General features: G+C 71.1%; 20 protein-coding genes. 9 read left to right on the forward strand and 11 right to left on the reverse strand.

Annotation, left to right across the window (positions count from 1 at the left end; genetic code table 11):
• Positions 1-13 precede the first annotated feature (13 nt).
• The 4 genes from ABD810_RS16890 to ABD810_RS16905 all read right to left on the reverse strand — a co-directional run bounded on the left by ABD810_RS16890 (position 14) and on the right by ABD810_RS16905 (position 3,505).
• Positions 14-772: an SDR family oxidoreductase gene (locus tag ABD810_RS16890; RefSeq protein WP_344940313.1), complete on the reverse strand. Its 759-nt coding sequence runs from the start codon at positions 770-772 to the stop codon at positions 14-16.
• Positions 773-828: 56 nt separating this feature from the next.
• A complete protein-coding gene (locus ABD810_RS16895; RefSeq protein WP_344940316.1) occupies positions 829-1,602 on the reverse strand; it encodes an SDR family oxidoreductase in 774 nt (257 codons plus the stop codon).
• A 68-nt stretch (positions 1,603-1,670) separates the two neighbouring features.
• Complete coding sequence (locus ABD810_RS16900) at positions 1,671-2,825, reverse strand: acyl-CoA dehydrogenase family protein (RefSeq protein ID WP_344940319.1); 1,155 nt, start codon at positions 2,823-2,825, stop codon at positions 1,671-1,673.
• On the reverse strand, positions 2,822-3,505 hold the full coding sequence (locus ABD810_RS16905) for a flavin reductase family protein (RefSeq protein WP_425566907.1): 684 nt from the start codon (positions 3,503-3,505) through the stop codon (positions 2,822-2,824). Before ABD810_RS16905 ends, ABD810_RS16900 begins: the two co-directional genes overlap by 4 nt.
• A 413-nt stretch (positions 3,506-3,918) precedes the next feature.
• Between ABD810_RS16905 and ABD810_RS16910 the strand changes: the two genes are divergently transcribed.
• The 3 genes from ABD810_RS16910 to ABD810_RS16920 are packed head-to-tail and all read left to right on the forward strand — an operon-like array spanning position 3,919 to position 7,299.
• The gene (locus ABD810_RS16910; protein ID WP_344940322.1) at positions 3,919-5,082 is read left to right on the forward strand and encodes a thiolase C-terminal domain-containing protein; all 1,164 of its coding nucleotides are present in this window, start codon (positions 3,919-3,921) and stop codon (positions 5,080-5,082) included.
• 1 nt (position 5,083) lies between these two features.
• The gene (locus tag ABD810_RS16915; RefSeq protein WP_344940326.1) at positions 5,084-5,470 is read left to right on the forward strand and encodes a Zn-ribbon domain-containing OB-fold protein; all 387 of its coding nucleotides are present in this window, start codon (positions 5,084-5,086) and stop codon (positions 5,468-5,470) included.
• Entirely contained in the window at positions 5,467-7,299 is a 1,833-nt protein-coding gene (locus ABD810_RS16920; protein WP_344940329.1) for an FAD-binding protein, read from the forward strand. The genes ABD810_RS16915 and ABD810_RS16920 overlap by 4 nt, the downstream gene beginning before the upstream one ends.
• 137 nt (positions 7,300-7,436) lie before the next feature.
• Here the strand turns inward: ABD810_RS16920 and ABD810_RS16925 are convergent, their stop codons facing one another.
• Positions 7,437-7,769, reverse strand: coding sequence for a hypothetical protein (locus ABD810_RS16925; RefSeq protein WP_344940333.1), 333 nt, complete (start codon positions 7,767-7,769; stop codon positions 7,437-7,439).
• Positions 7,770-7,918: 149 nt separating this feature from the next.
• Between ABD810_RS16925 and ABD810_RS16930 the strand changes: the two genes are divergently transcribed.
• From ABD810_RS16930 to ABD810_RS16950, 5 genes are all read left to right on the forward strand, one after another.
• A complete protein-coding gene (locus tag ABD810_RS16930) occupies positions 7,919-8,668 on the forward strand; it encodes a GntR family transcriptional regulator (protein ID WP_344940336.1) in 750 nt (249 codons plus the stop codon).
• Between the two features lie 199 nt (positions 8,669-8,867).
• Positions 8,868-9,479: a GNAT family N-acetyltransferase gene (locus tag ABD810_RS16935; RefSeq protein WP_344940339.1), complete on the forward strand. Its 612-nt coding sequence runs from the start codon at positions 8,868-8,870 to the stop codon at positions 9,477-9,479.
• Positions 9,480-9,610: 131 nt separating this feature from the next.
• On the forward strand, positions 9,611-10,291 hold the full coding sequence (locus tag ABD810_RS16940) for a copper homeostasis protein CutC (RefSeq protein WP_344940342.1): 681 nt from the start codon (positions 9,611-9,613) through the stop codon (positions 10,289-10,291).
• A 1-nt stretch (position 10,292) separates the two neighbouring features.
• Entirely contained in the window at positions 10,293-11,489 is a 1,197-nt protein-coding gene (locus tag ABD810_RS16945) for a DUF6986 family protein (protein ID WP_344940345.1), read from the forward strand.
• Positions 11,490-11,930: 441 nt separating this feature from the next.
• On the forward strand, positions 11,931-12,482 hold the full coding sequence (locus ABD810_RS16950; protein WP_344940348.1) for a flavoprotein: 552 nt from the start codon (positions 11,931-11,933) through the stop codon (positions 12,480-12,482).
• Positions 12,483-12,510: 28 nt separating this feature from the next.
• Here ABD810_RS16950 and ABD810_RS16955 read toward each other — a convergent pair whose 3' ends face one another.
• From ABD810_RS16955 to ABD810_RS16980, 6 genes are all read right to left on the reverse strand, one after another.
• Positions 12,511-14,244: a pyruvate dehydrogenase gene (locus tag ABD810_RS16955; protein WP_344940351.1), complete on the reverse strand. Its 1,734-nt coding sequence runs from the start codon at positions 14,242-14,244 to the stop codon at positions 12,511-12,513.
• Positions 14,245-14,445: 201 nt separating this feature from the next.
• Positions 14,446-15,765, reverse strand: a complete 1,320-nt coding sequence (locus ABD810_RS16960; protein ID WP_344940354.1) for an FAD-dependent oxidoreductase — start codon at positions 15,763-15,765, stop codon at positions 14,446-14,448.
• A 115-nt stretch (positions 15,766-15,880) separates the two neighbouring features.
• Positions 15,881-17,635: an AMP-binding protein gene (locus ABD810_RS16965; RefSeq protein WP_344940357.1), complete on the reverse strand. Its 1,755-nt coding sequence runs from the start codon at positions 17,633-17,635 to the stop codon at positions 15,881-15,883.
• Between the two features lie 31 nt (positions 17,636-17,666).
• Positions 17,667-18,740 (reverse strand): hypothetical protein, encoded by a 1,074-nt coding sequence (locus ABD810_RS16970; protein ID WP_344940359.1) that lies wholly within the window; start codon positions 18,738-18,740, stop codon positions 17,667-17,669.
• On the reverse strand, positions 18,737-19,804 hold the full coding sequence (locus ABD810_RS16975) for an LLM class flavin-dependent oxidoreductase (RefSeq protein WP_344940362.1): 1,068 nt from the start codon (positions 19,802-19,804) through the stop codon (positions 18,737-18,739). The genes ABD810_RS16970 and ABD810_RS16975 overlap by 4 nt, the downstream gene beginning before the upstream one ends.
• A 77-nt stretch (positions 19,805-19,881) precedes the next feature.
• Positions 19,882-20,937 carry an acyl-CoA dehydrogenase family protein gene (locus ABD810_RS16980; protein ID WP_344940365.1) on the reverse strand — a complete coding sequence of 352 codons (1,056 nt, stop codon included), beginning with the start codon at positions 20,935-20,937 and terminating at the stop codon, positions 19,882-19,884.
• A gap of 131 nt (positions 20,938-21,068) precedes the next feature.
• On the opposite strand from ABD810_RS16980, the gene ABD810_RS16985 reads away from it, so the two are divergent.
• The gene (locus ABD810_RS16985) at positions 21,069-22,823 is read left to right on the forward strand and encodes a proline--tRNA ligase (protein ID WP_344940367.1); all 1,755 of its coding nucleotides are present in this window, start codon (positions 21,069-21,071) and stop codon (positions 22,821-22,823) included.
• Positions 22,824-22,873 lie beyond the last annotated feature (50 nt).

Raw genomic sequence — 22,873 nt, forward strand, 5'->3', positions numbered from 1 at the left:
GACGGAGGCGGTTTCAGCCCGTGGAGATCCCCCCGTCGACGGGGATGACGGCTCCCGTCAGGTAGGCGCCGGCCCGGGAGGACAGGTAGATGGCCGCCCCCGCCATGTCGTCGGGACGTCCGATGCGGCCCAGCGGGACCTGGGTCGCGATCGCGGCGCGCGTCTGGGGATCGTCGAGCGCGAAGGCCATCATCTTCGAGTCGAACGGGCCCGGGGCGATGGCGTTGACCGTGATGAACTCGGCGGCCAGCTTGTGGGCGAGGTGGCGCGTCAGCATGTGGACGCCCGCCTTGGCGGCCGAGTAGGCGTAGTTCTCCACCCCCGGCACCCGGATGCCGTCGATGGAGCCGATGTTGACCACGCGGGCCGGGTCGTCGGCGGAGGCGGACGCGCGGAGCAGTGGCAGGAACCGCTGGGTCAGGTAGAAGACGCCCTTGACGTTGATGCCCCAGAGCTTGTCGAACGCATGCTCCGGGTACTCCTCCAGCGGTGCGCCCCAGGTCGCGCCCGCGTTGTTCACCAGGACGTCAAGCCGGTCCTCGCGCTCGGCGACAGCCGACACCAGCGTATCGATGCCCTCAGGTGTCGACAGGTCGGCGGGTACGGCGACGCATCCCAGCTCCGCGGCCGTCTTCTCGACGTCGGCGGCCTTGCGCGAGGAGATGTAGACGGTGGCCCCCGCCGCCACGAACCCGGCGGCGATCATCCTCCCGATGCCCCGGGAACCGCCCGTGACGACGACGGTCTTGCCTTCAACCGAGAACAGAGTCATGCCATCCGATGATGCCGTACGGTCCGGGCTCCGTCCATACCGACCGGTCGGTTCGTTCAGGGGTGCTGGCTGGAGACGGAGACGACCTCGCCGGTCATGTAGGAGGAGTAGTCGCAGGCGAGGAACACGATCACGTTGGCCACCTCCCAGGGCTCGGCCGGCCTGCCGAACGCCTCCTTCGCCGTCAGCTCGGCGAGCAGGTCGTCGCTGGTCACCTTGGCCAGGAAGGGATGCATGGCCAGCGACGGCGCCACCGCGTTGATCCGTATGCCGTGCTCGGCCGCCTCCAGCGCCGCGCACCTCGTCAGGGCCATCACCCCCGCCTTGGCGGCGGCGTAGTGCGCCTGGCCCTTCTGCGCCCGCCATCCGATGACCGAGGCGTTGTTCACGATCACACCGCGGCCCTGCGGGATCATGTGCTTGAGCGCGGTGCGGGTGCAGCGCATGGTCCCGTTGAGCGTGACGTCCAGGACCGCGTGCCACTGCTCGTCCGTCATGTCCACCAGGTCGGCCGTGCCGCCCAGGCCGGCGTTGTTGACCACGACGTCGAGGCGCCCGTGCGCGTCCATGGCCGCGTCGAACAGCGCGAGCACCTGCGCCTCCGAGGTGACGTCGCACGGCACCGCCAGCGGCTTCACGCCGGTCAGCTCGGTCAGCGAAGTGGCGGCCTCGGCCAGGCGGCGCTCGTGCCGGTCGGAGATGACGACCATGGCGCCCTCCTCCGCGCAGCGTTTCGCCGTGGCGTACCCGATGCCCGCGCCGGCCGCGGCCGTCACGAGCGTGACCTTCCCTTCGAGCAGCCCGTGCGCGCGTGGGTAGCCGGGTGTCATCTGAAGGCTCCTCTCGGGTCGTGCGCGCGCCGGGGCGAGCGCACGCGGGGGCTGGAGGCGCGCCGGTGTCAGCGGTCCCTGGGCAGGCCGAGCGTACGTTCGGCGATGATGTTGCGCTGGATCTCGCTGGAACCGGCATAGATGGTGTCGGCGCGGCTGAACAGGTAGAGCCGCTGCAGGTCGTTGAGGTCGTACGGCTCACCGCCGGTGACCAGCCCTTCCTTGCCCTGTACGGCCTGCGCCAGCTCGCCGAGCCTGCGGTGCCATTCCGACCAGTAGAGCTTGGCGATGGACACCTCGGGGCCCGGCTCGCCGGCCGACAGCGAGGTCATCGTGCGCAGGGCGTTGAACCGCATGATCTCCAGCTCCAGCCACGACCGTACGAGCCGGTCGCGCAGCACCGGGTCCCGCGCCGCGCCGGTGCGTTCCGCGGTCGCGATCACCGAGTCCAGCTCGCGCCGGAAGCCGATCTGCTGGCCGAGGGTCGAGGCGCCGCGCTCGTACCCCAGCGTCGCCATCGCGACCCGCCAGCCCTCGCCCGGGGCGCCCAGGATGTTGGCGGCGGCCGTGCGGGCGCCGTCGAAGAAGACCTCGTTGAACTCGCTCGTGCCGGTCAGCTGGACGATGGGCCTGACCTCGACGCCCGGCTGGTCCATCGGCACCAGCAGGTACGACAGGCCGCGGTGCCGCTGGGAGCCGGGCTCGGTCCTGGCGAGGAGGAAGCACCAGCCGGCCACGTGCGCCAGCGACGTCCAGACCTTCTGCCCGGTGACGACCCACTCGCCGCCTTCCAGGGTGGCGCGCGTCTGCACGCCCGCAAGGTCGGAGCCGGCGTCCGGCTCGGAGTATCCCTGGCACCACAGCTCCTCGCCCGCCTGGATGGGCGGCAGGAACCGGCGCTTCTGCTCGTCGGTACCGAAGTCGAGGATGGTCGGCCCGATCAGCCCTTCGCCGATGTGCCCCACCCGGGCGGGCGCGTCGGCCCTGGCGTACTCCTCGTGGAAGATCACCTGATCCTCCAGGGGCGCGTCGCGGCCGCCGTACTCCTTGGGCCAGCCGAGGCAGGTCCATCCGGCGGCTCCGAGGTGGCGTTCCCAGGCGACGCGCAGTTCGTGTCCCTCGTGCTCCCTGCCCGGACCGCCGAGCCCGCGGGCGCCGGCGAACCGGCCGCTCAGGTTCTCCTCAAGCCAGGAACGGACCTCCTCGCGGAAGCCGTCGCTCATGCCTGGAACCGGCCGTAGCCGCCGCGGAAGAACACCAGAGGGCCGTGGTCGGCGTGCGTGTCGAGGCCGTGCACGCGGGCCACGACGATGATGTGGTCGCCCGCGAGGTGCTCGGCCTCCACCGAGCAGTCGATCCACGCCAGGGCGCCGTCGAGGATCGGGCCGCCGCCGGGGGAGAGGGTCCAGCCGAGGCCGGCGAACTTGTCGCCGCCCTTGGCGGCGAGCTGCCTGCTGACCTCTTCGTGGTGTTCGGCGAGGACGTTGACGCACAGCCGTGCCGCCGACCGCAGCCGTGGCCAGCTTGAGCTGGTGTGCGCGACGCAGAAGGCCACCAGCGGAGGGTCCAGCGAGACCGAGGTGAACGAGTTGGCCGCCAGTCCGCACGGCTCGCCGTCCTGGTCGATCGCCGTGATGGCGACCACGCCGGTGGCGAAGCGGCCCAGCACGTTCCTGAAGTGCTGCGCGCCCACTCCGCCGCCGGGGCGGCCGTCGGCCGCGGCGGCCGGCTGCCCGTTGGCGGTGGGGCCCGCCTGCACGGCGGGCACAGGGGTGGGCTGCCCGTTCGCGAAGGGCGGCAGGGGAGGCGGGGGGATCGGACGGCCGTCGTGCACGGCGGTGGGGTGCCCGTGGGCCGCGGTGGCGCCGTGTGGCGCGATCAGCCGGGCCGTGTGGGTGCTCATCGTCGTACTCGCCTCCTTGGGTGGCGCCTGACTGCCCCCGGGAAGTGCGCTGCGGGGAGACCGCGCGGGGGACTGCTCCTCCATCGTATCCCTTACTTTACCAAGCGCTTGCTTGGACGATAGGAGCCGGACCGCCGGACTGTCAAGCCGGGCGCGCGTTTCCCCATGTCAGTGCGTCTCCTTGATCCCTCGGCCTCTTCCGCGTGCGGGATCGGCGTGACAAGCGTGCAACCTCAACCGTGGTTGAAGTCAAGCGGGCGCCGCTGCCACGGAGATCGTTGACATCATCACTGAGGCGCACCTAACCTCGAACCGTACAAGCGCTTGCTTGAGCGACCGACGCACCGGGGAGGCGGAGTGATCGGCACGGGCCTGGTGCGCGCGGCCTCCACGCCGGCGCGAGGCATCGCGCCGTGAGCGGCTTCCGCGACCGTACGGCGGTGGCCGGCGTCGGCTACACCGCGTTCTCCAAGAACTCCCGGGTCAGCACCCTGACGCTCGCCTGCGAGGCCGTGCTCGCCGCGCTGGAGGACGCCGGGCTCACCGCGGACGACGTGGACGGCATCGCCACCCACCGCGTGGGGGACTCGGCCGCGCCGTCCGTCGTCGGACCGGCGCTCGGCATCCACGCGCCCTCGTGGTACCTGGACCAGTTCGGCGGGGGCAGCGTCTCCCACTCCGTGATCGGCCAGGCGGCCCTCGCGGTCGCCGCGGGCGTCGCGGAGACGGTGGTCTGCTACCGCGCGATCAACGCCCGGTCGGAGTTCCGCATGGGCGGTACGGGCCGGGCGGTGCCCGTCAGCCCGGAAGTGCAGTACCAGGCGCCCTACGGGTACGTGGCCCCACCGCAGCAATATGCGATGTATGCACGCGCTCATATGCTGAAATATGGCACTAAAGCTGAACATTTTGGACAGCTAGCCGTCACCCAGAGAGCTAACGCCGCCAAGAACCCACGAGCCCTGATGCGCACGCCCATCACCATGGACGACTACCTCGGCAGCCGCTGGATCGCCGAGCCGTTCCGTCTCCTCGACTGCTGCCTGGAGACCGATGGAGCCTGCGCCCTCGTCGTCACCACGGCCGAGCGGGCCAGGGACCTGCGCCGCCCGAGCGTCCTGATCTCGGCGGCGGCCTGGGGAGGCGGCGACTCCTTCCTGTCCGGCGGCGAGAGCCGTGCCGACCCCACCGTCACCAGCGCGGCCGAGCTGGCGCCCCGCCTGTACGCCATGGCCGGCGCCGGGCCCGCCGACATCGACGTCGCCGAGCTCTACGACTGCTTCACCTACTCGGCGATCGTCCAACTGGAGGACTACGGCTTCTGCGCCAAGGGGGAGGGCGGGCCGTTCGTCGCGTCCGGGGCGACGGCGCTCGGCGGGTCCATTCCGGTGAACACCCACGGCGGCTTCCTGTCGGAGGGCTACGTGCATGGGGTGAACCACATCGCCGAGGCGGTCTCGCAGCTCAGAGGCGACGCGGGCGACCGCCAGGTGCCGGGCGCCGAGGTGGCGCTGTCCACCGCCCAGCCCGGCTACATCCTGCCGGCGACCTCGGCGCTGATCCTGCGGAAGGGCTGACATGATCAAGCCCGTGGCCGATCGCGACTCCGCCGAGTGGTGGGAGCGGGTCTCCAGGCACGAGTTCGTGATCCAGGCCTGCGACGGCTGCGGCACGCTCCGCTTCCCCGCCCGCGCGTACTGCCACCGCTGCCGGGGCCGCGAGTGGCACTGGCAGCCGGTCAGCCCCACCGGGCACGTCCTGAGCTGGATCGTCACTCACCAGCCGTTCCTGCCCGACACGCGCACGCCGTACACCGTCGTCATGATCACCCTCGCCGACGCCCCCGACTGCGTGATGGTGGGCAACTGGGAGTCCCACGAGGAGCCGGTCGCCGGCCGGCCCGTCCAGGCGTCCTACACCTACGTGGACGAAGGACTCTCCCTGATCGGCTGGCGGCCGTTGTGAGGATCGCCGTCCTGGCGAAGCAGATCCCCGCGTTCGAGCGGATGCGCCTCGTGGAAGGGCGGCTCGAACGGGTGGGCGTCCCGCTGGAGATGAACCCGTACTGCCGTCGCGCGGTGGCCAAGGGGGTCGAACTGGGCGGCACCACCGTGATCACCCTCGGTCCGCCGAGCGCGGAGGAGGTGCTCAGGGAGGCGATCACCTGGGGGGCGGAGCGGGGGATCCTGGTCACCGATCCCGCCTTCGCCGGCTCCGACACGCTCGCCACCGCCCGCGCCCTGGCCGCCGCGATCAGGCTGACCGGCCCGTATGACCTGGTCATCACCGGCCTGAACTCCGTGGACGCCGACACCGGCCAGGTCGGCCCCGAGGTCGCCGAGCTGCTCGGCCTTCCGTTCCTCTCGGGCGTCCGAGAGATGGCCCTCGACCGCGTCCAGGACGCGATGGCGACCGAGGGCGAGGGGCACTCGGGCGTCACGGGCGAGATCGACGCCAGGTGCGAGCGCGACGACGGCTTCCTCCACGTACGGGCCCGGCTGCCGGCGGTGATCAGTGCGGCCGAGCGGCTGTGCGACCCGTGCAAGGTGCCCGCGGACGAGCGCGCCGACTGCTCGGGACGCATCCGCACGCTCACGGCGGCCGACCTGGGCGAGGGGCCCTGGGGCGCGGCCGGCAGTCCCACCGAGGTGGGCGACATCCGCATGCTCTCCGTGCCCCGCCACCGCGTCGTGCTCTCCGGGCCGGTCCGCGATCAGGTCCGCACGGCCTGCGCCCTGCTCAGGGAGAACCGCCTCACCGGCGACAGGATGGCACCGGCCGTGCCCGCCGAGCGGCGGACCGGGTCGGGGGCGATCGTGGCGGTGCTCGGCGAGCCGGGACGTCCGAGGATCACCAGGGAGCTTCTCGGCGGCGCGGCCGCCCTGGCCGCGAAGCTGGACGGCGCGACCACGCTGATCACCACGGAACCGGCAGGGACGCAGGGCGAATGGTGGGCAGACTCCGTGGTGGGCCTGTGCGCGGCCGGCCCTTCCGGCGTCCAGGGCGAGCAGATGGCGTCCACGTCGGTGATGGAGGGCATGACGCCGGAGGACGTCGCCGAGGCGGCCGCCGGCTGGGCGCGCGAGGCGAGGCCGTGGGCGATCCTGGCGCCGGGCACATCCTGGGGTCGCGAGGCGGCCGGCCGGCTCGCCGTACGGCTGGGCGCGGGGCTCACCGGCGACGCCGTGGAGCTGGAGGCGGTCGACGGGCGCCTGGTGTGCTGGAAGGCCGCGTTCGGCGGACAACTCGTCGCGGCGGTGACCTGCCGCACGCAGATCCAGATGGCCACCGTGCGGTCAGGCGTGTTCCCCGTGCCGGAGGCGCGGCACGGCGCGGTGGCACCTGTCACGGAGGTCCACACCCTGGCCAGGAACCGGGTGTCGGTCACCGGATGGATCACCGACGACGATCCCTCGCGCCTGGAGACGGCCCGGGTCGTGATCGGCGTGGGACTCGGGGTGGATCCGGCCCGCTACGACGAGCTGGAACCGCTGCTGGAGCCGCTCGGTGGCGAGCTGGCGGGTACGCGCAAGGTGACCGACAGGGGCTGGCTGCCCCGGTCACGGCAGATCGGCATCACGGGCCGCTCCATCGCGCCTGAGGTGTACGTGGTCCTGGGTGCGTCCGGGCGGTTCAACCACATGGTGGCCGTGCGCGGCGCCAGGTTCGTGATCGCGGTCAACCCGGATCCGGAGGCGGAGGTGTTCCAGTCGGCCGACGCCGGCATCGTGGCCGACTGGGCCGAGGTCGTTCCGCTGCTCGCCGAGGAACTGCGCCGCTCGCTGCCGGCCTGACCGGCCTTGACGGCCGCCTCGCCCGGGATGACCGTGATAACGGAAGTGTCCTGGCGGGCGTGGGGGACCCGCCAGGACACGTTCCGCCCCGGCGCGACTTCCAGGACCCCGGCGAGGGTTGGGGTCCTGGCCGTCGTTTACCGCACGGAGTCGGTGGGAGGCCGGTCGTCCGCCTGGTCCTCGGACGCTTCGTCAACCGGCCTTCGGAAACGGCGCTTGATGAGCTGGGCGGCGCCGACGGGATCGGCTGCCGGATGGGTCATGGTGAGGCCGTCCTCGTTCCAGACGAACGAGCCCTTCCTGCACCACACGGTCAGGTCGGTTGTCACCGAGAGCACGGACATCCCGTTTCCGCTGCTCTGGTAGGTGTGGGTGAAACCCTCACGGTGCAGCGCGTAGCGCAGTAGACGCGTCGCCTCGCGTGGATCGTGCCAGGGCAGATACGGGGTGCCCGCTCGAACCGCCAGCACAGGCCCTCACCTCCTCGCCGACCCTTTGATGGATTTGTACCAACGTTTGGATAATGCGGTGTGGAGAGCCTTGGGTCAAGGGGTTGTTTGCTGTCAGATCGAGATCGTCTAGATTCGTAGGTACAAAAGGACGCAACCGTAGGTGAGATTTGGCACGGTCGACGCTGTACCAGCAGGTGGCCGGCGAGCTGCGCAGGGCCATCTATTCCGGCGAGCTCGGGCCCGGGGCCCAGCTGCCGACGGAAATGGACCTTATGGACAGCCATGAGGTCAGCCGAAACACGGTACGACTCGCCCTGGCCGAGCTCGAGAACGAGGGTCTGATCACCCGGATGCGCCGTCGCGGCAGCTTCGTCCGTGACCGCCGCGCGTTGCTGATGCGTCCCCAGGACGAGCTCAGCGCCTCTCCCGGCGTGCTGCGCAGGGAAGCCTTCGCCGACGCCGTCACCAAGGAGGGCCGCAAGCCCGGGCAGGAGATCGAGGTCTCCATCGTGGAGCCTCCCGAGGAGATCGCGGCCAGGCTCGAGCTGGAGGAGCACTCGGTCGCGGTGGTGCGGCGCCGCCTGCGATATGTGGACGACCAGCCCTACAACACCAACGACTCCTACTTCCCGCACGCCCTGGTCCGGGACTCCGAGATCGCACGCCCGGCCGACATCACGCGCGGGGCCAACCGCGTGCTGGAGGAGCTGGGCCACCGCCAGGTCCGCGTTGTGGATGACATATCCGCACGTATGCCAACTCCAGAGGAATCCACCCGTCTCCAACTCGAACCTGGTACCCCTGTTGTCGTATATGTCCGAGTTGGTTATGACCGTGAGGACACCCCGGTTCGGGTCGCCGTGTCGGTCCTTCCTGCCGACAAGCATCTGATCAGGTACGAGCTCGCACTGAGCTGATCTCGCGCGCGCCGCGCACGCCGTGACCCGGCCGCGCCGTCCCGCCTCCGGCGCGGGCTGGGGCCGCCCCTCGGCTCACGATGCCCGCCGGCCCTGCGGCGAACGCCGTTGACACAGGCCTTCACTGATAGGACCGTGCGCCCCCGATCGAGCACGTTGCGTGTTCGAGGCGCTACAGGTAGCGACGAAAGGATGATCGATGCATTCCGACACCCTCCACCCAGCAAGGTCACTCACCCTGCGTAACGCCACCCCTGACGACCTCCCAGGAGTGCTGGCACTCCTGGCCGACGCGGCAGGCTGGCTGCACGGTCGCGGCATCCGGCAGTGGCCGGTCGGCGGCTTCCCCGCCGCCCGGATCGAACCGCTGATCGCCGAGGGCACCTTGTACGTGCTGGACGACGAAGAGGACCGGGAAGGAGGCAGGCCGCACGTTCCGGCGGCGACGCTCGCGCTGGACGGCCACGCCGACCCTGAGTTCTGGAGGCGCGGCGACCACCCGGAAACCGGCCTGTACGTCCACAAGCTGGCCGTCAAGCGGTCCTTGTCCGGTCAGGGCATGGGAGAGACCCTGCTCGACTGGGCGACCCTCCGCGCGGCGTCCAACGGGCTACGGTGGCTGCGGCTCGACTGCTCCAAGAACAACCCGGGGCTCCAGGGTTACTACCGGAAGCTGGGGTTCCGGCATGTCCGCACGGTGGACCTCCCGCACCGCGCCTCAGGCGCGTTGTTCCAGCGGCCCGCCGACCTGGCCTCACCCGCCGTTCCGCATCCGCGCAGGCGCAGGGCTTCGCGAGCGTACTCCGGATGAGATCAGGCCATAGCGGACGCTCTCGGCTGCCGGGAGAGATCATGCACTAGCCGTCCAACCCCGGACAGGTGAGGGCCTGTGGGCGGTAGCGGTCCAACTCGGGACAGGAGGGTCCGATAACCTCTGGACCCATGACCGGATCGCTGCTCGAGGTGATCGCGCTTGACGTGCGCGACGCCGTGGCCGCAGAGGAGGGCGGCGCGGACCGCCTGGAGATCGTGGCCGACATGTCCGTGGGCGGGCTGACCCCCGCCCCGGAGACCGTCGCGGCGATCGCCAAGCAGTCCGCGCTGCCCCAGATGGTGATGCTCCGTTCCAATGGGGGGTTCACCGCCACGCCCGAGGAGCTCGAAAATCTGGAACGGGACGCGCGCACCCTGGCCGACGCCGGGGCGGCCGGTTTCGTCTTCGGGTTCCTCGACGAGCACGGGGCCGTCGACCTGGCCGCCACCGAGGCCCTCATCCACGCGGTCACCCCCCTGCCGTGGACGTTCCACCGTGCCGTGGACCACGCCGCCGACGTCCAGGCGAGCTGGCGCGCCGTGCGGCTCCTGCCGAACCTCGCCACCGTCCTCACCTCCGGCGAGGTGTCGGGCATCGCGGCCGGGCTGCCCGTGCTGCGCTCCCGCGCCGAGGCGGGCGACGCGCCCCTGATCCTGGCCGGCGGCGGGCTCAAGCCGCATCTCGTCCCCCCACTGCTGGACTACGGGGTGCGGGCCTTCCACGTCGGCAGCGCCGTACGGGAGTCGTGGTCCCACCACGTCGACCGCGAGCGGGTCCGGCGGTGGCGGGACCTCGTGGACACGATCTGACGTGCGCACCACCCTCGGCGACCACCACGTCCCCGGATTCGGCGTGACGCTCGCCGAGCAGGCCGAGCGCTACCCCGGCCCCACGGGCGAATGGCAGCCCGTGCACACGGTGTACGTCCCCGCCGACCGCGTCGACCGCCACACGGTCCGATCGTGGGGAGACGCGGCCCTGGGGCTGCTCGAACGCCACCTCCCGGGGGACGCCGAGCTGTCGCCGGTGTTCGGGCCGCTCCCCGCCGGCCTCGCGGCGGCGGTGCGGCGCCGTGTGGTGCTCAAACTGGCGGGTGAGCCCGTCGAGGACCTGCGCATCGACTTCGAGGACGGGTACGGCGTGCGTCCCGGCGAGGAAGAGGACGCCCACGTGCGGAACGCGGCCGAGACGGTCGCCGCGATGCACGCCGAGGGCACGCTGCCGCGGCGCTGGGGGCTGCGGGTCAAGTCGTTCGCCGACGGGGACGCGGCGCGGAGCCTGCGGACGCTGGACGGCTTCCTGACCGGGGTGACGGAACACCTGGGCGAGATCCCCGACGGCCTGACGATCACCTTCCCCAAGGTGCTGATGGAGGCGTATCTCGGGCAGTTCGCCTCGCGCCTCGCCGCGCTGGAGGAGGGCCTGGGGCTGGGGGAGGGGACGCTGCGGTTCGAAATGCAGGTGGAGGCGCCGCAGACGGTGATGTTCCTCATGCGCTCGCGGGACCTGGTGCCCTCGCTGGGCGGGCGCCTCGCCGCGGCGCACTTCGGGGTGTTCGACTACACCGCCGCCTGCGGGCTCTCTCCGGCCGAGCAGCGACTCGACCACCCGGTGTGCGACCACGCTCGCGAGGTGATGCGCACCGCGCTGGCGGGCACCGGAGTGGAACTGTCGGACGGCTCGCTGGCCGCCTCACCCTCCTCGGACACCACCGAGGACGTACACGCGCTGTGGCGCGCCCACGCCGCGATGGTCCGCCACTCGCTGCGCAACGGGTTCTACCAGGGCTGGGACATGCATCCCTCGCACCTCGTCAGCCGGTACGCCACGGTTTACGCCTTCCACCTCGCGAACCACGAGGCCTACGCCGAGCGGGTACGCGCCTGGGAGGCACGGCGCGGCGCGGGCGGCGGCGTGATGGACGAACCGGCCACGATCAAAACCCTCACCGCCACCCTCCACCGCGCCCACCTGGCCCTAGGCGACCCATCCACCACGGACGCTTAGCCCACCGCCACACGTACGCGCTCACCAAGACAAGCGATGCGAACCCGCCGGAATGGACGTTTTTCGCCCACCCGGCACCCGGTTGGGTGGTGGGCCGGTGCTTCCCACCCGGGTCGGGGCGTCCGATGGGCGGCGGGCTGGGTGAGGGAGTGGCAGGGCGGGTGGGTGAAGTGGCGGTTCGGGCGGGTGGTTGTGTGATGGGTTGGTTCGCCCTCCCGGCACCCGGTTGGGTGGTGGGCCGGTGCTTCCCACCCAGACTGGGGCGTCCGATAGGGGCGGCGGGCCGGTGGGGTGGGCGGCGGGCCGGCTGGGCCATCCGAGTGCGCGGTTCCCATGGCACGACCTTTGACTCCGGACGTAATGTTCGCTGCAGACTTCGCAGTCGCCCGCTGGTTACCGAGCTTAACCGTGGGTAATCGGTCAAGTCCTGAGAGTGTGATAATGGCTGAGCGTAAGCCGGTTCTCTATGTGATCGCTTGTGGAGGACGGCCGGCGGGGGAGCTTCCCAGGCTGGTGGAGTACATGAGGGGAGAAGGCTGGACGGTCTGCGTGGTGGCGACTCCCTCGGGGACCAAGTTCATTGATGCTCAGAGATTGGGCACGCTCACGGGATATCCAGTCCGAAGCGACTACAAGAGACCGGAAGAGCCGGATATCCTCCCCGCGCCCGACGCTCTCGCCGTCGTTCCCGCGACCTTCAATACGATCAACAAGTGGGCGCAAGGAATCAGCGACACTCTGGCGCTTGGCCTCTTGAACGAAGCACTCGGGCTCGGCCTGCCGATCATCTCCGTTCCATGGCCCAACGTCGCCCTCGCGCGCCATCCGGCGTTCACGGCCAGCATCGAGTTGCTCCGGGCTTCGGGTGTCACGCTCATCCTCGACTTCGGCCGTCTCCCCGCACCCGACTCGGGTGCCCCTGGCGCCGCATCGTTTCCCTGGGAGGAACTCCGCAAGGAACTCCATGCTGTGCGATCGCGCCTGGGCACTTGATCCAACGCGTATCTCCGGCCCCGACTCTCTAGGGGCGGGGGATGCTGCGGAGGTTGGCGCGGGCCAGGTCCAGCATTTTGCCGACGCCGCCGCTGACGACGATCTTGCCGGCGGCGAGGGCGAAGCCCTTGATCTGGGCGGGTGTGACCTTTGGTGGCATGGCTATGACGTTGGCGTCGGTCACCAGGTCGACCAGGTAGGGGCCGGGGGACGCCAGGGCGTGGGACAGGGCCTCGCGGACCTGTGAAGGCTGCTCGACGCGCACCGAGGGGATGCCGGCCGCCGCCGCGATCGCCGCGTAGTCGACCGGGTCGTGGTCGGTCTGGTAGTCGGGAAATCCCTCCACCAGCATCTCCAGCTTCACCATGCCGAGAGAGGAGTTGTCGTACACGACGATCTTCACGGGCAGGTCGTGCAGGCGCACGGTGAGCAACTCGCCCATCAGCATGCCGAGGCCGCCGTCCCCCGACATCGAGATCACCTGGCGGCCCGGGTAGGCGAACTGCGCGCCGATGGCGTGGGGCAGCGCGTTGGCCATGCTGCCGTGCAGGAAGGACCCGATGACCCGCCGCCTGCCGTTCGGCGTGATGTAGCGGGCGGCCCATACGTTGCACATGCCGGTGTCCACGGTGAACACCGCGTCGTCGGCCGCCAGGTCGTCCAGGATGGCCGTGGCGTACTCCGGGTGGATCGGCACATGGTGGTCGACGTCACTTGTGTAGGCGTCGACGACGCGTTCGAGGGACCGGGCGTGCTCGCGGAGCATTCGGTCGAGAAAGCCCCTGTCGGTCTTCCGGTCCAGCAGCGGGAGCACGGTGCGCAGCGTCTCGCGGACGTCGCCGTGCACGGCGACGTCCAGGGGCGTGCGGCGGCCGAGCTTGATGGGGTCGTGATCGACCTGCGCGGTGTGCCGCTGGGGCAGGAACGCGTCATAGGGGAAGTCGGTGCCCAGCAGCACCAGCAGGTCGGCCTCGTTCAGCGCGTCGTAGCAGGCGCCGTACCCCAGCAGGCCGTTCATCCCGACGTCGTAGGGGTTGTCGTACTGGATCCACTCCTTGCCGCGCAGGCTGTGCCCCACCGGGGCCAGCACCCTGGCGGCCAGCGCCATGACCTCCTCGTGGGCGTCCTGGCAGCCCGCGCCGCAGAAGAGGGCGACCTTCTGGGCGGTGTTCAGGGCGTGGGCCAGCGCCCGCACCTGAGAGGGCGGAGGCATCACGACGCCCTTCTCCTCGACCAGCGTGCTGGTGCCCGTGCGGTTCGCGGCGGGCAGGGCGGCGACGTCGCCGGGAAGCACCACCACCGAGACCCCGCCCCTGCCTTCGGCGTACTGCATGGCGATGCGCAGCACTCTCGGCATCTGCTCCGGCCGGCTGATCATCTCGCAGTAGTGGCTGCAGTCGGTGAACACCCGCTCGGGGTGGGTCTCCTGGAAGAAGCCGGTGCCGATCTCCGGTGACGGGATGTGCGAGGCCAGCGCCAGCACCGGTGCGCCCGTGCGATGGGCGTCGTACAGCCCCTGGATCAAATGGGTGTTGCCGGGGCCGCAGCTTCCCGCGCAGACCGCGATGCTCCCGGTGAGCTGGGCCTCGGCCGCGGCGGCGAACGCCCCCGCCTCCTCGTTGCGCACATGTACCCACTCGATGCCCTCGGCCCGGCGGATCGCGTCCACGATCGGGTTGAGGCTGTCGCCCACGACACCGTAGACGCGGCGCACGCCGCCTTGGCGCAGTACCTCGACGAACTGCTCGGCGATCGTGTTCACCACCGGGCTCCCCGGACGGCCCGGCGGGCATGCGAGTGCGTCTGCGTGGTCATGGAACGGCCCCCTGTGCGGATGGTCCGGCCGGTCCGCGCCGTGGCACGGTGCCGCCGTCCCGATACTCCTTCCGCTCCGAACGCCCCGCAAACGTCACCGGTCGCGGTGAGTCACCATCTGGTCACGGAGACGGCCCGTGCCGCGTGGTCAGTGGGAGAGCGTGCGCCCGAAGGCGGCGAGCATCGCCGAGCGGCCGACCAGCTTGACGTGCTCCCCGCGTCCGAGCGAGGTGGCCAGCGACGCCTCCGCCGCCTCGATGGCGAGCCACTGGTCGTAGGTCACGGGCGTGACGCCGCGCGCCGCGAGCAGATCGTCGAGCCGGGTGGCCGGGGCCGCGCGCTCGGGGCGCGAGCCCAGGTCGGCGAGCAGCGTGCGCACGGTCTCGGCGGCGTCGGACTTGTTGGTGCCGATGACCCCGGTGGGCCCGCGCTTCAGCCAGCCTGCGACGTACTGCCCCTCCGACACCCGCCCCGCGACGTTCGGCACGGTCATCGTCGCGCCGTCGAACGGCACGCCCGGCAGGGCGACGCTCTGGTAGCCCACCGAGCGCAGCACCATGCCGACCGGGATGGTCTCGAACTCGCCGGTGCCGGTGACCCGCCCGTCGACCAGCTTCGTGCGCTCCAGGCGCAGCGCCTCGACACGCGAGGAGCCGAGGATCTCCACCGGACGCAGCCAGAACCGGACGTCGAGCCGGCGCGGACGCCCCGTGGCACCGCGCGCGCACCAGGCTCGCAGGACCTCCACGTTGCCGCGGATCTGCCGTGACAGCTCGCTGACGTCCCCGCTCCCCGCCTCTTCCGGGCGGACCAGCACGTCGCAGTTCGGCAGGTCGCCCAGTTCCCTGAGCTCCTTGAGCGTGAACTTCGCGTGCTCGGGGCCGCGTCTGCCGATCATGTGAATGCCCGTCACCTGGCTCTTCGCCAGGCGGTCGAGGACCTCCTGCGGCACGTCGGTGGACCGGAGCTCCTCGGCGGTCTTGGCCAGGATGCGCACCACGTCGACCGCGACGTTCCCGACACCGATCACGGCCACCTCGGTGCTGTCGAGGGAGAAGGTGTCGGGCGGCATGTCGGGATGGCCGCAGTACCAGTTGACGAAGTCGGTCGCGGCCACGCTGCCGGGCAGGTCCTCGCCGGGGATGCCGAGATGCCGGTCGACCATGGCGCCCGTGCAGTAGACCACCGCGTCGTAGCTGCCGGTCAGGTCGTCGACGGTGATGTCCGAACCGAGCTCCACGCCGCCGAGGAACCGCACAGAGGGCAGTTCCAGCACCTTACGAAGGTAGCCGGCGATGGACTTGATCGAGGTGTGGTCGGGCGCGACACCGTACCTGACCAGGCCGTACGGGGTCGGCAGCCGGTCGAGCACATCGATCTCGACGGGCTCGCCCGCCTGCTTGGTCAGCGCCTCGGCGGTGTAGATCCCGGCGGGACCCGATCCCACGATCGCCACGCGGAGCGACATGTGGCCTCCTTAGCGGGACCCGTCGGCCCCACATCGTCATGGAGCAGATTCTCGCGGAACGCGGTCCTTCCGGCCAGACTCGCACGCGGCAGGTGATCGAGATAATCCAGTTCGGTCATCCCCGGCCGGTCTCGGCCGGCCGGTCGCCGGGCGGCGCCTCCTCGGCGGCCCTGGCACGGAGCAGGCGTTTGTCGATCTTTCCGTTCGCGTTCAAGGGCAGCGCGTCGACGACGATCACCTGGCGGGGCACCTTGTAGTTGGACATGTTCCCTCGTGCCCAGTTTATGATCTCGGCGGGGTCGGGTGCCGCGCCGGGCCGGGGCACCACGTACGCACGTCCGGCCTCGCCCGAACGCCCGTCGGGGACGCCCACGACGGCCGCCTGCGCCAGATCGGGCCGGTGCAGCAGCAGGCTCTCGACCTCGGCAGGTGAGACGTTGAACCCGTTGACGATGAACAACTCCTTCTTGCGGTCGACCACCGCCAGGTTGCCGCGGGCGTCGAGCGTGCCGATGTCGCCGGTGTGCAGCCAGCCATCCCGGATGACCTCGGCGGTCTTGTCGGGCTCGCCCCAGTACCCGCGCATCACGCCGTAGCCGCGTTGCAGGATCTCCCCCCGCTCGGCGGTCGGCACCTCCTTGCCGTCGTCGTCGACGATCTTGACGTCGATGCCCGGCACCGGCCTGCCGGTGGAGGAGGCGATCACCTCGACCGGGTCGCCCGCGCGCGTCATCGAGACGACCGTTCCCTCCATCAGGCCGTACGCGTTGATCACGCGTTGCAGGCCCGCCTCACGGAGCAGCCGGTGGATCAGCTCCGCGGGCACGGCCGCGGCGCCGCAGATCGCGACACGGACGGAATGCCCGGTGATGTCCACCTCGTCCAGGAGGCGGTGGAAGAGGGTGGGAGCCCCGGCGAGGATGGTGATGCGCCCTTCCAGGACCAGGTCGCGGAGCCCACCGGGGGTGAACACCTTGACGGGCATGAGCGTGGCGCGCCGCATCACCCCGGCGACCAGGCCCGCGTTCAGGCCGAACCCGTGCGCGAACGGGGCGATCACCGGGTAGCGGTCGCCCTCCCCGAGGGTGACGATCTCGGCCCAGTCCCAGTAGCCGCGCACTACCTGCCCGTGGTCGAGCATCACGCCCTTCGGCGTGCCCGTGGTGCCGGAGGTGGACATGATCTCGCACAGGTCGTCCGGGCGCACGGAGAGCGCCCTCGCCTCGGCGTCCTCGTCCGCGATCAGGTCGCCGGCGGCGAGCACGCGGGACGGCTGGAGCGTGCCGGGATGGCGCAGGCCCTCGGGCACGATGGCGTGGCGCAACTCGGGAAGCCCGGCGAACGGCCGCTCCACCCCGGGCTCTGTCGCGCCTGGGCTCCGTGCCGGTCGCGGTGTGGGGCCAGGGTCCCCGGCCGGTACCGGCGTGGTGGTGGGTGCTCCCGCGGCCGCGGCCAGCACCTCGGCGAACGGGGGAGCGCCGTCGAGGTTGTCGCCCATGATCAGCACGGTGGCGCCGGTCTTGCCGAGCACCTCGGCCGCCTCGATGCCCTTGTAGCGCGACGACAGCGGCACGATGACCGCGCCCGCGTCCCAGATCCCGTAGGCGCCCACCGCCCAGTGCACGTCGTTGAGCCCCCAGATGGCCACCCGGTCGCCACGCTCGACGCCGAGCGCCATGAGCCCTTTGGCGACCATGGTGGCCCGGGCGCGAAGCTCGGCGAGCGTCAGGCGCACCTCGCCGTCGACGATCACCGTGGTCTCCGGGTGGCGGGCCGCCTGGTCGCGCAGCATGCGGGGGATCGTCCCCCAGTCCGGCACGGCCGCCACGCCCGTGCCGCCGGGCCCAACGTCTGTCTCTTCGGGAACCATGGTCGCGCCTCCCGGACTTCGTGCTTCCCGTCTAGTGAGCTATGGCGGTGCGGTCCCTGCCGAGATGGTGGCCCCGGGCGTCGGAGACGGTGCCGGGACGTGCCGTCTCGGCGACCTCGCCGGACACCTCCACACCCAGCTTGATCGGGGTGAGCGCCGACATCGACTGCTCGATCCTGGACCTCCACATCGGGTTCCCGATCAGGCTCTGGCGGTTGAAGGAGACCCTCAGTGTCGCGGAGTCGAGCGTGCCCTGGCGGGCGATCGCGAGATCCCAGTGGGAAACCCCGTCGATCTTGGCCAGGGCCTTCTCGATGCGGGGCAGCGACAGCCATACGCCCCTGATCAGAACGTGGTCGCCGACCGTGTGGGACGGCGCGGGGATCTCGGCCGCGTCGCCCACCTGGGCGACCTGCCCGGTGCGGATGACGGCGTCGCCGAGCGCGGAGTGGGCGGACGGCGTGAGGACCAGTTCGGCGAGCCCGCCGGACCCCTCGAAAGGCGAGTCCTTGTCCAGCGAGGCGAGGCCGAGCAGCCCGCCGGCCAGTGGCGTCAGCGGCGCGGTGTCGGAGTCCCGCCACGCCAGCGCGCCACCGCTGTAGGGGTTCGCGTAGACCTCCGTCACGCCGGCCTCGAACTCGCCGGCCAGGTGGCTCAGCGTGCGCCGGGAGGCGATCTCGCCGACGAGCACCAGATGCCGTAGCCCGAGGTCGAGAGGGTCGAGCAGGAATTCCAGGTGCAGCCGGGAGAGGAAGTCCATCGCGCCCGTAGGCGTGATCACCAGGGTGGTGGCGCCGAGCGACTTGAGCGCGTGGTGCAGACGCATGCGGCCACGGGGGCCGACCGATGCGGAGGCGGCGGCGGCCTCGGCTCCGGCGGCGGCCCACAGCGCTCCGGCGGGCTCGCCCAGCGCGACGACCACCCTGTCCCGGTCGCCGACCCCCGCCGCCGCCAGCGCCCGCGCCGTCAGGCCGAGCGCGGCCGCGTGGTCGGCGGCGTCCAGCGGCCAGGCGCTCGACGCGTCGGGCGCGACCTGCAACAGGCCGGTGGCGCCACGAGCGGCCTTCCCGAGCTCGTCCCTGGTCAGCCAGCGGGTCGGCGTCAACGCACGACCTCCCCCATGAAGAGCTCGATCGAGTCGCGTACGCGGTCGTTGGCGAGGCCGCCCACCTGGGCCTGCAGGATCAGGTCGGTCGCGCCGGCCTCGGCGATGCGGGCGACGGCCTTGCGTGAGCCCTCCACGTCGTCGACGACCACCATGAGGTGCTCGCGCAACGTCGCCATCGCCTCTTCGGGCGGCAGCCCGGCGGCGAGCTGGCCGAGGACCTTGTGGGTGGCGTGCCGGGCGTCGTAGTAGTCGGGCGGTGTGACGAGGTTGACCTGGCGCCGGATGTACCACAGGACCGGGTCCGCGGCGGTCTCGATGGCCTCCTCGCGGGTCGGCGCGACGTACCACGGGATCATCAGCGCGATCCTGCGGGTGGCGGGGTCGAAGCCGTTCTCCGCGAGGCATTCCTTGTACCGCGCGATGTCCGCCGCCACGTCGTCGATGCCCTTGAGCATGGTCATGCCGAGCAGGTTGTACCCGTGCTTGGCCGCCGCCAGGTAGCCCTCCAGGGAGGTCGACGCGACCCATACCGGGGGATGGGGCCGCTGGGTGGGCCGCGGGTAGACGGCCACGTCGGGGATCTCGAAGAACTCGTTCGAGCGGCTGACCGGCTCGCCGTCGGCGTTCCAGATCGCCAGGACCGCCTCCAGGGAATCCTCCCAGATCTTGCGGGACTGCTCGAACGGCCGCTGGAAGGCCTGGTACTCGAGCGGGGACGCCCCCCGGCCCGTACCGAACTCGACGCGCCCGTTGCTGAGCACGTCCAGGGTGGCGACCCGCTCCGCCGTGCGGATGGGGGACTGGAAGGGCAGCAGCACCACTCCGAGGCCCAGGTGGATCCGCTCGGTGCGCTGGGAGATGGCGGCGAGGATCAGATCCGGCGCCGACGAATGGGAGAAGCCGCGGGTGAAGTGGTGCTCCACGAACCACGCGGTGTCGCATCCCAGGCGGTCTCCCAGCACCACCTGGCCGATCACGTTCTCGAATGCCTGCCGTTCCACCTCGCGGGTGCGCCCGCGGACCTCCAGTTCGTATCCCAGGCTGATCCGTAGGGACGTCATCCGCGCCTCCGTTCCACCACTCGATCGGTCTAGTTAACCAAGCGCTCGCTTGGCGAGATTACCAGCCCCGATGAGCGTCAACAAGCCGACGCCCCGCCGCGCCGGCCCTGGAACACCGTCTCGGACAGCCGCTCGCGGTGTGCCTGCGGCGGCCCGAAGAGCTGGGCGTCGGCGGTGGCGCGCTTGAAGCAGAGATGGGCGTCGTGCTCCCAGGTGACTCCCAGGCCGCCGTGGATCTGGATGTTCTCCCCGGCGGCCGCGAGGTAGGCCTCCGTGCAGTACGACCCGGCGATGGCCGCGCGTACGGGAAGCTCGTCGTCCGTCGCGGCCGCGGCGGCCTGGGCGGCGGACCTCGCAGACTCCACCATGAGCAGCACGTCGGCGAGCTTGTGCTTGATCGCCTGGAAGGACCCGATCGGGCGGCCGAACTGGTGGCGGTTCGCGGCGTGGGCCACCGACGAGGCCAGGCAGCGTGCGGCGCCGCCCACCTGCTCGGCCGCGAGTCCGGTCACGCCGAGCTCCCGCACCCGTCCGGCGGGGCCGGCGTCCCCGAGGCGCTGTACGGGGGCGCCGTCGAAGGTCAGCTCGACGAGGGGACGCGTCTGGTCGAGGGTGACGTGCGGCCTGCGGGCCGTGGGCCACGCCTGGACGAGGAAGCCGCCGGCGTAGGCCAGGACGATCTCCCCGTCGAGGGCGTAAGGCGCGGTGCCGTACAGGGTGTCCCCGTCGAGGCGCAGGTCCGCGTCGCCGGGCAGCACCAGGGTGGCGGTCGCCGAGCCGTCGGCGATGCCGGGCAGCAGGCGGCGCATCGCCTCCTTGTCCCCGCACGCCTTCACGGCCTCGGCCGCGAGCACGACGGTGGACAGGTAGGGAAGGGGGGACAGCGCCCGGCCGAGCTCCTCGCAGACGACCGCCACCTCAGCCATGCCGCATCCCGCCCCGCCGTACTCCTCCGGGACGGCGAGACCGGCGACTCCGATCTCGCCCGCGAACCTCCGCCACAGCCGGCGGAGGGCGTCGCGGGGCTCCCCGCCGCTCGCCCGGCCGCCGGGCGTCGTGGTGGACGGGCCCACGTCGCGCAGGAAGTCCCGTACGGTGGCGCGGAGGTGGCGCTGCTCCGCCGTCTGGTCCATGGGGCCAGCCTAACCAAGCGATTGCTTGGCCAACAGGGCTCCCGGGCAGGATAGGGGGCGTAAAACGGGCGACGCCCGCGCGAGACTCGATAGCCTGTATACCTGTCAATCCCCGCGACCGAGGAGTAGCCGTGCTGCTGCGTATGTCCACCCTGTTCCTGCGCACCCTGCGTGAGGATCCGGCGGACGCGGAAGTGCCGAGCCACAAGCTGCTCGTCCGCGCCGGTTATGTCCGTCGCGTCGCCCCGGGAATCTACTCGTGGCTGCCCCTCGGCAAGATCGTCATGGAGAACGTCGCCCGCGTGGTGCGCGAGGAGATGAACGCCATGGGCGGCCAGGAGGTGCTGTTCCCCGCGCTGCTGCCCCGTGAGCACTACGAGACCACCGGCCGCTGGACCGAGTACGGCGACACGCTGTTCCGGCTCAAGGACCGCAAGGGGGGCGACTACCTGCTCGGCCCCACCCACGAGGAGATGTTCACCGACATGGTGAAGGGGGAGTACTCCTCCTACAAGGACTACCCGGTCATCCTCTATCAAATTCAGACGAAGTACCGCGACGAGGCGCGTCCTCGGGCCGGCATCCTGCGCGGCCGCGAGTTCATCATGAAGGACTCCTACTCCTTCGACCTCGACGACGACGGCCTCAAGCGCTCGTACGAGATGCACCGCGAGGCCTACATCAAGCTGTTCGACCGGCTCGGCATCGACTACAAGATCGTCTTCGCCATGTCCGGCGCCATGGGCGGCTCGGCCTCCGAGGAGTTCCTGGCGCCCTGCGTCACCGGCGAGGACACGTTCGTGGCCTGCCACAACTGCGGATACGCCGCCAATGCCGAGGCCGTCATCACGCCGGCGCCCCCCGCCGTGACCGCCGAGCACCCCGCGACCCAGGTGCTCGACACTCCCGACACCCCGACCATCGACACGCTGGTGTCCTTCGTCAACGAGCGGTACGGCCTCGGTGTGACCGCCGCCGACACCCTCAAGAACGTCGTGGTCAAGGTGCGCACCCCCGGCTCCAGCACGACCGAGACGCTGGTCGTCGGCGTGCCCGGCGACCGCGAGGTCGACTTCAAGAGGCTGGAGGCGGCGCTGTCTCCGGGTGTCCCCGAGATCTTCGAGGGCGGCGACTTCGCCAAGCACCCCGGCCTGGTGCGCGGCTACATCGGTCCCCAGGTCCTCAAGGACCTCGGCATCCGCTACCTGGTCGATCCCCGCGTCGCCGCGGGTTCCTCCTGGGTCACCGGGGCCAACGAGCAGGGCCGGCACGCGGCCCACGTCGTGGCGGGCCGTGACTTCGAGCCCGACGGCACGATCGAGGCGGCCGAGGTGCGCGCGGGCGACGCCTGCCCCCGGTGCGCCCACCCGCTCTCCATCGACCGCGGCATCGAGATCGGCCACATCTTCCAGCTCGGCCGCAAGTACGCCGACGCGGCCGGTCTGGATGCCCTGGGCCCCGATGGCAAGCCCATCCGCATCACCATGGGCTCGTACGGCGTGGGCGTCTCACGCGCCGTGGCCGTGCTCGCGGAGCAGAAGTACGACGAGCTCGGCCTGGTCTGGCCCCGCGAGGTGGCGCCCGCCGACGTGCACATCGTCGGCACCGGCAAGGACGATCAGATCGCGGTGGCGCTGCGGCTCGCCGAAGAGTGCGAGGCCAGGGGCCTGCGCGTGCTGGTCGACGACCGAAGCGGCGTCTCGCCCGGCGTGAAGTTCAAGGACGCCGAACTGCTGGGCGTTCCGACCATCCTGATCATCGGCCGTGGGCTGGCCCAGGGCGTCGTGGAGCTTCGCGACCGCAGGACCGGCGTCAAGGAAGAGATCCCCCTCGCCGAGGCCACCGAACGCGTGGTGACCGCCGTGGGCTGCGACCAGCGCGGCTGATCACCCTCCGAGTCCCGCGCTAGGGGCCGGCCCAGGATGCGCCGCATCCT

Origin of the sequence: Sphaerisporangium flaviroseum (genome assembly GCF_039537005.1) — a bacterium.
GTDB lineage: Bacteria > Actinomycetota > Actinomycetes > Streptosporangiales > Streptosporangiaceae > Sphaerisporangium > Sphaerisporangium flaviroseum.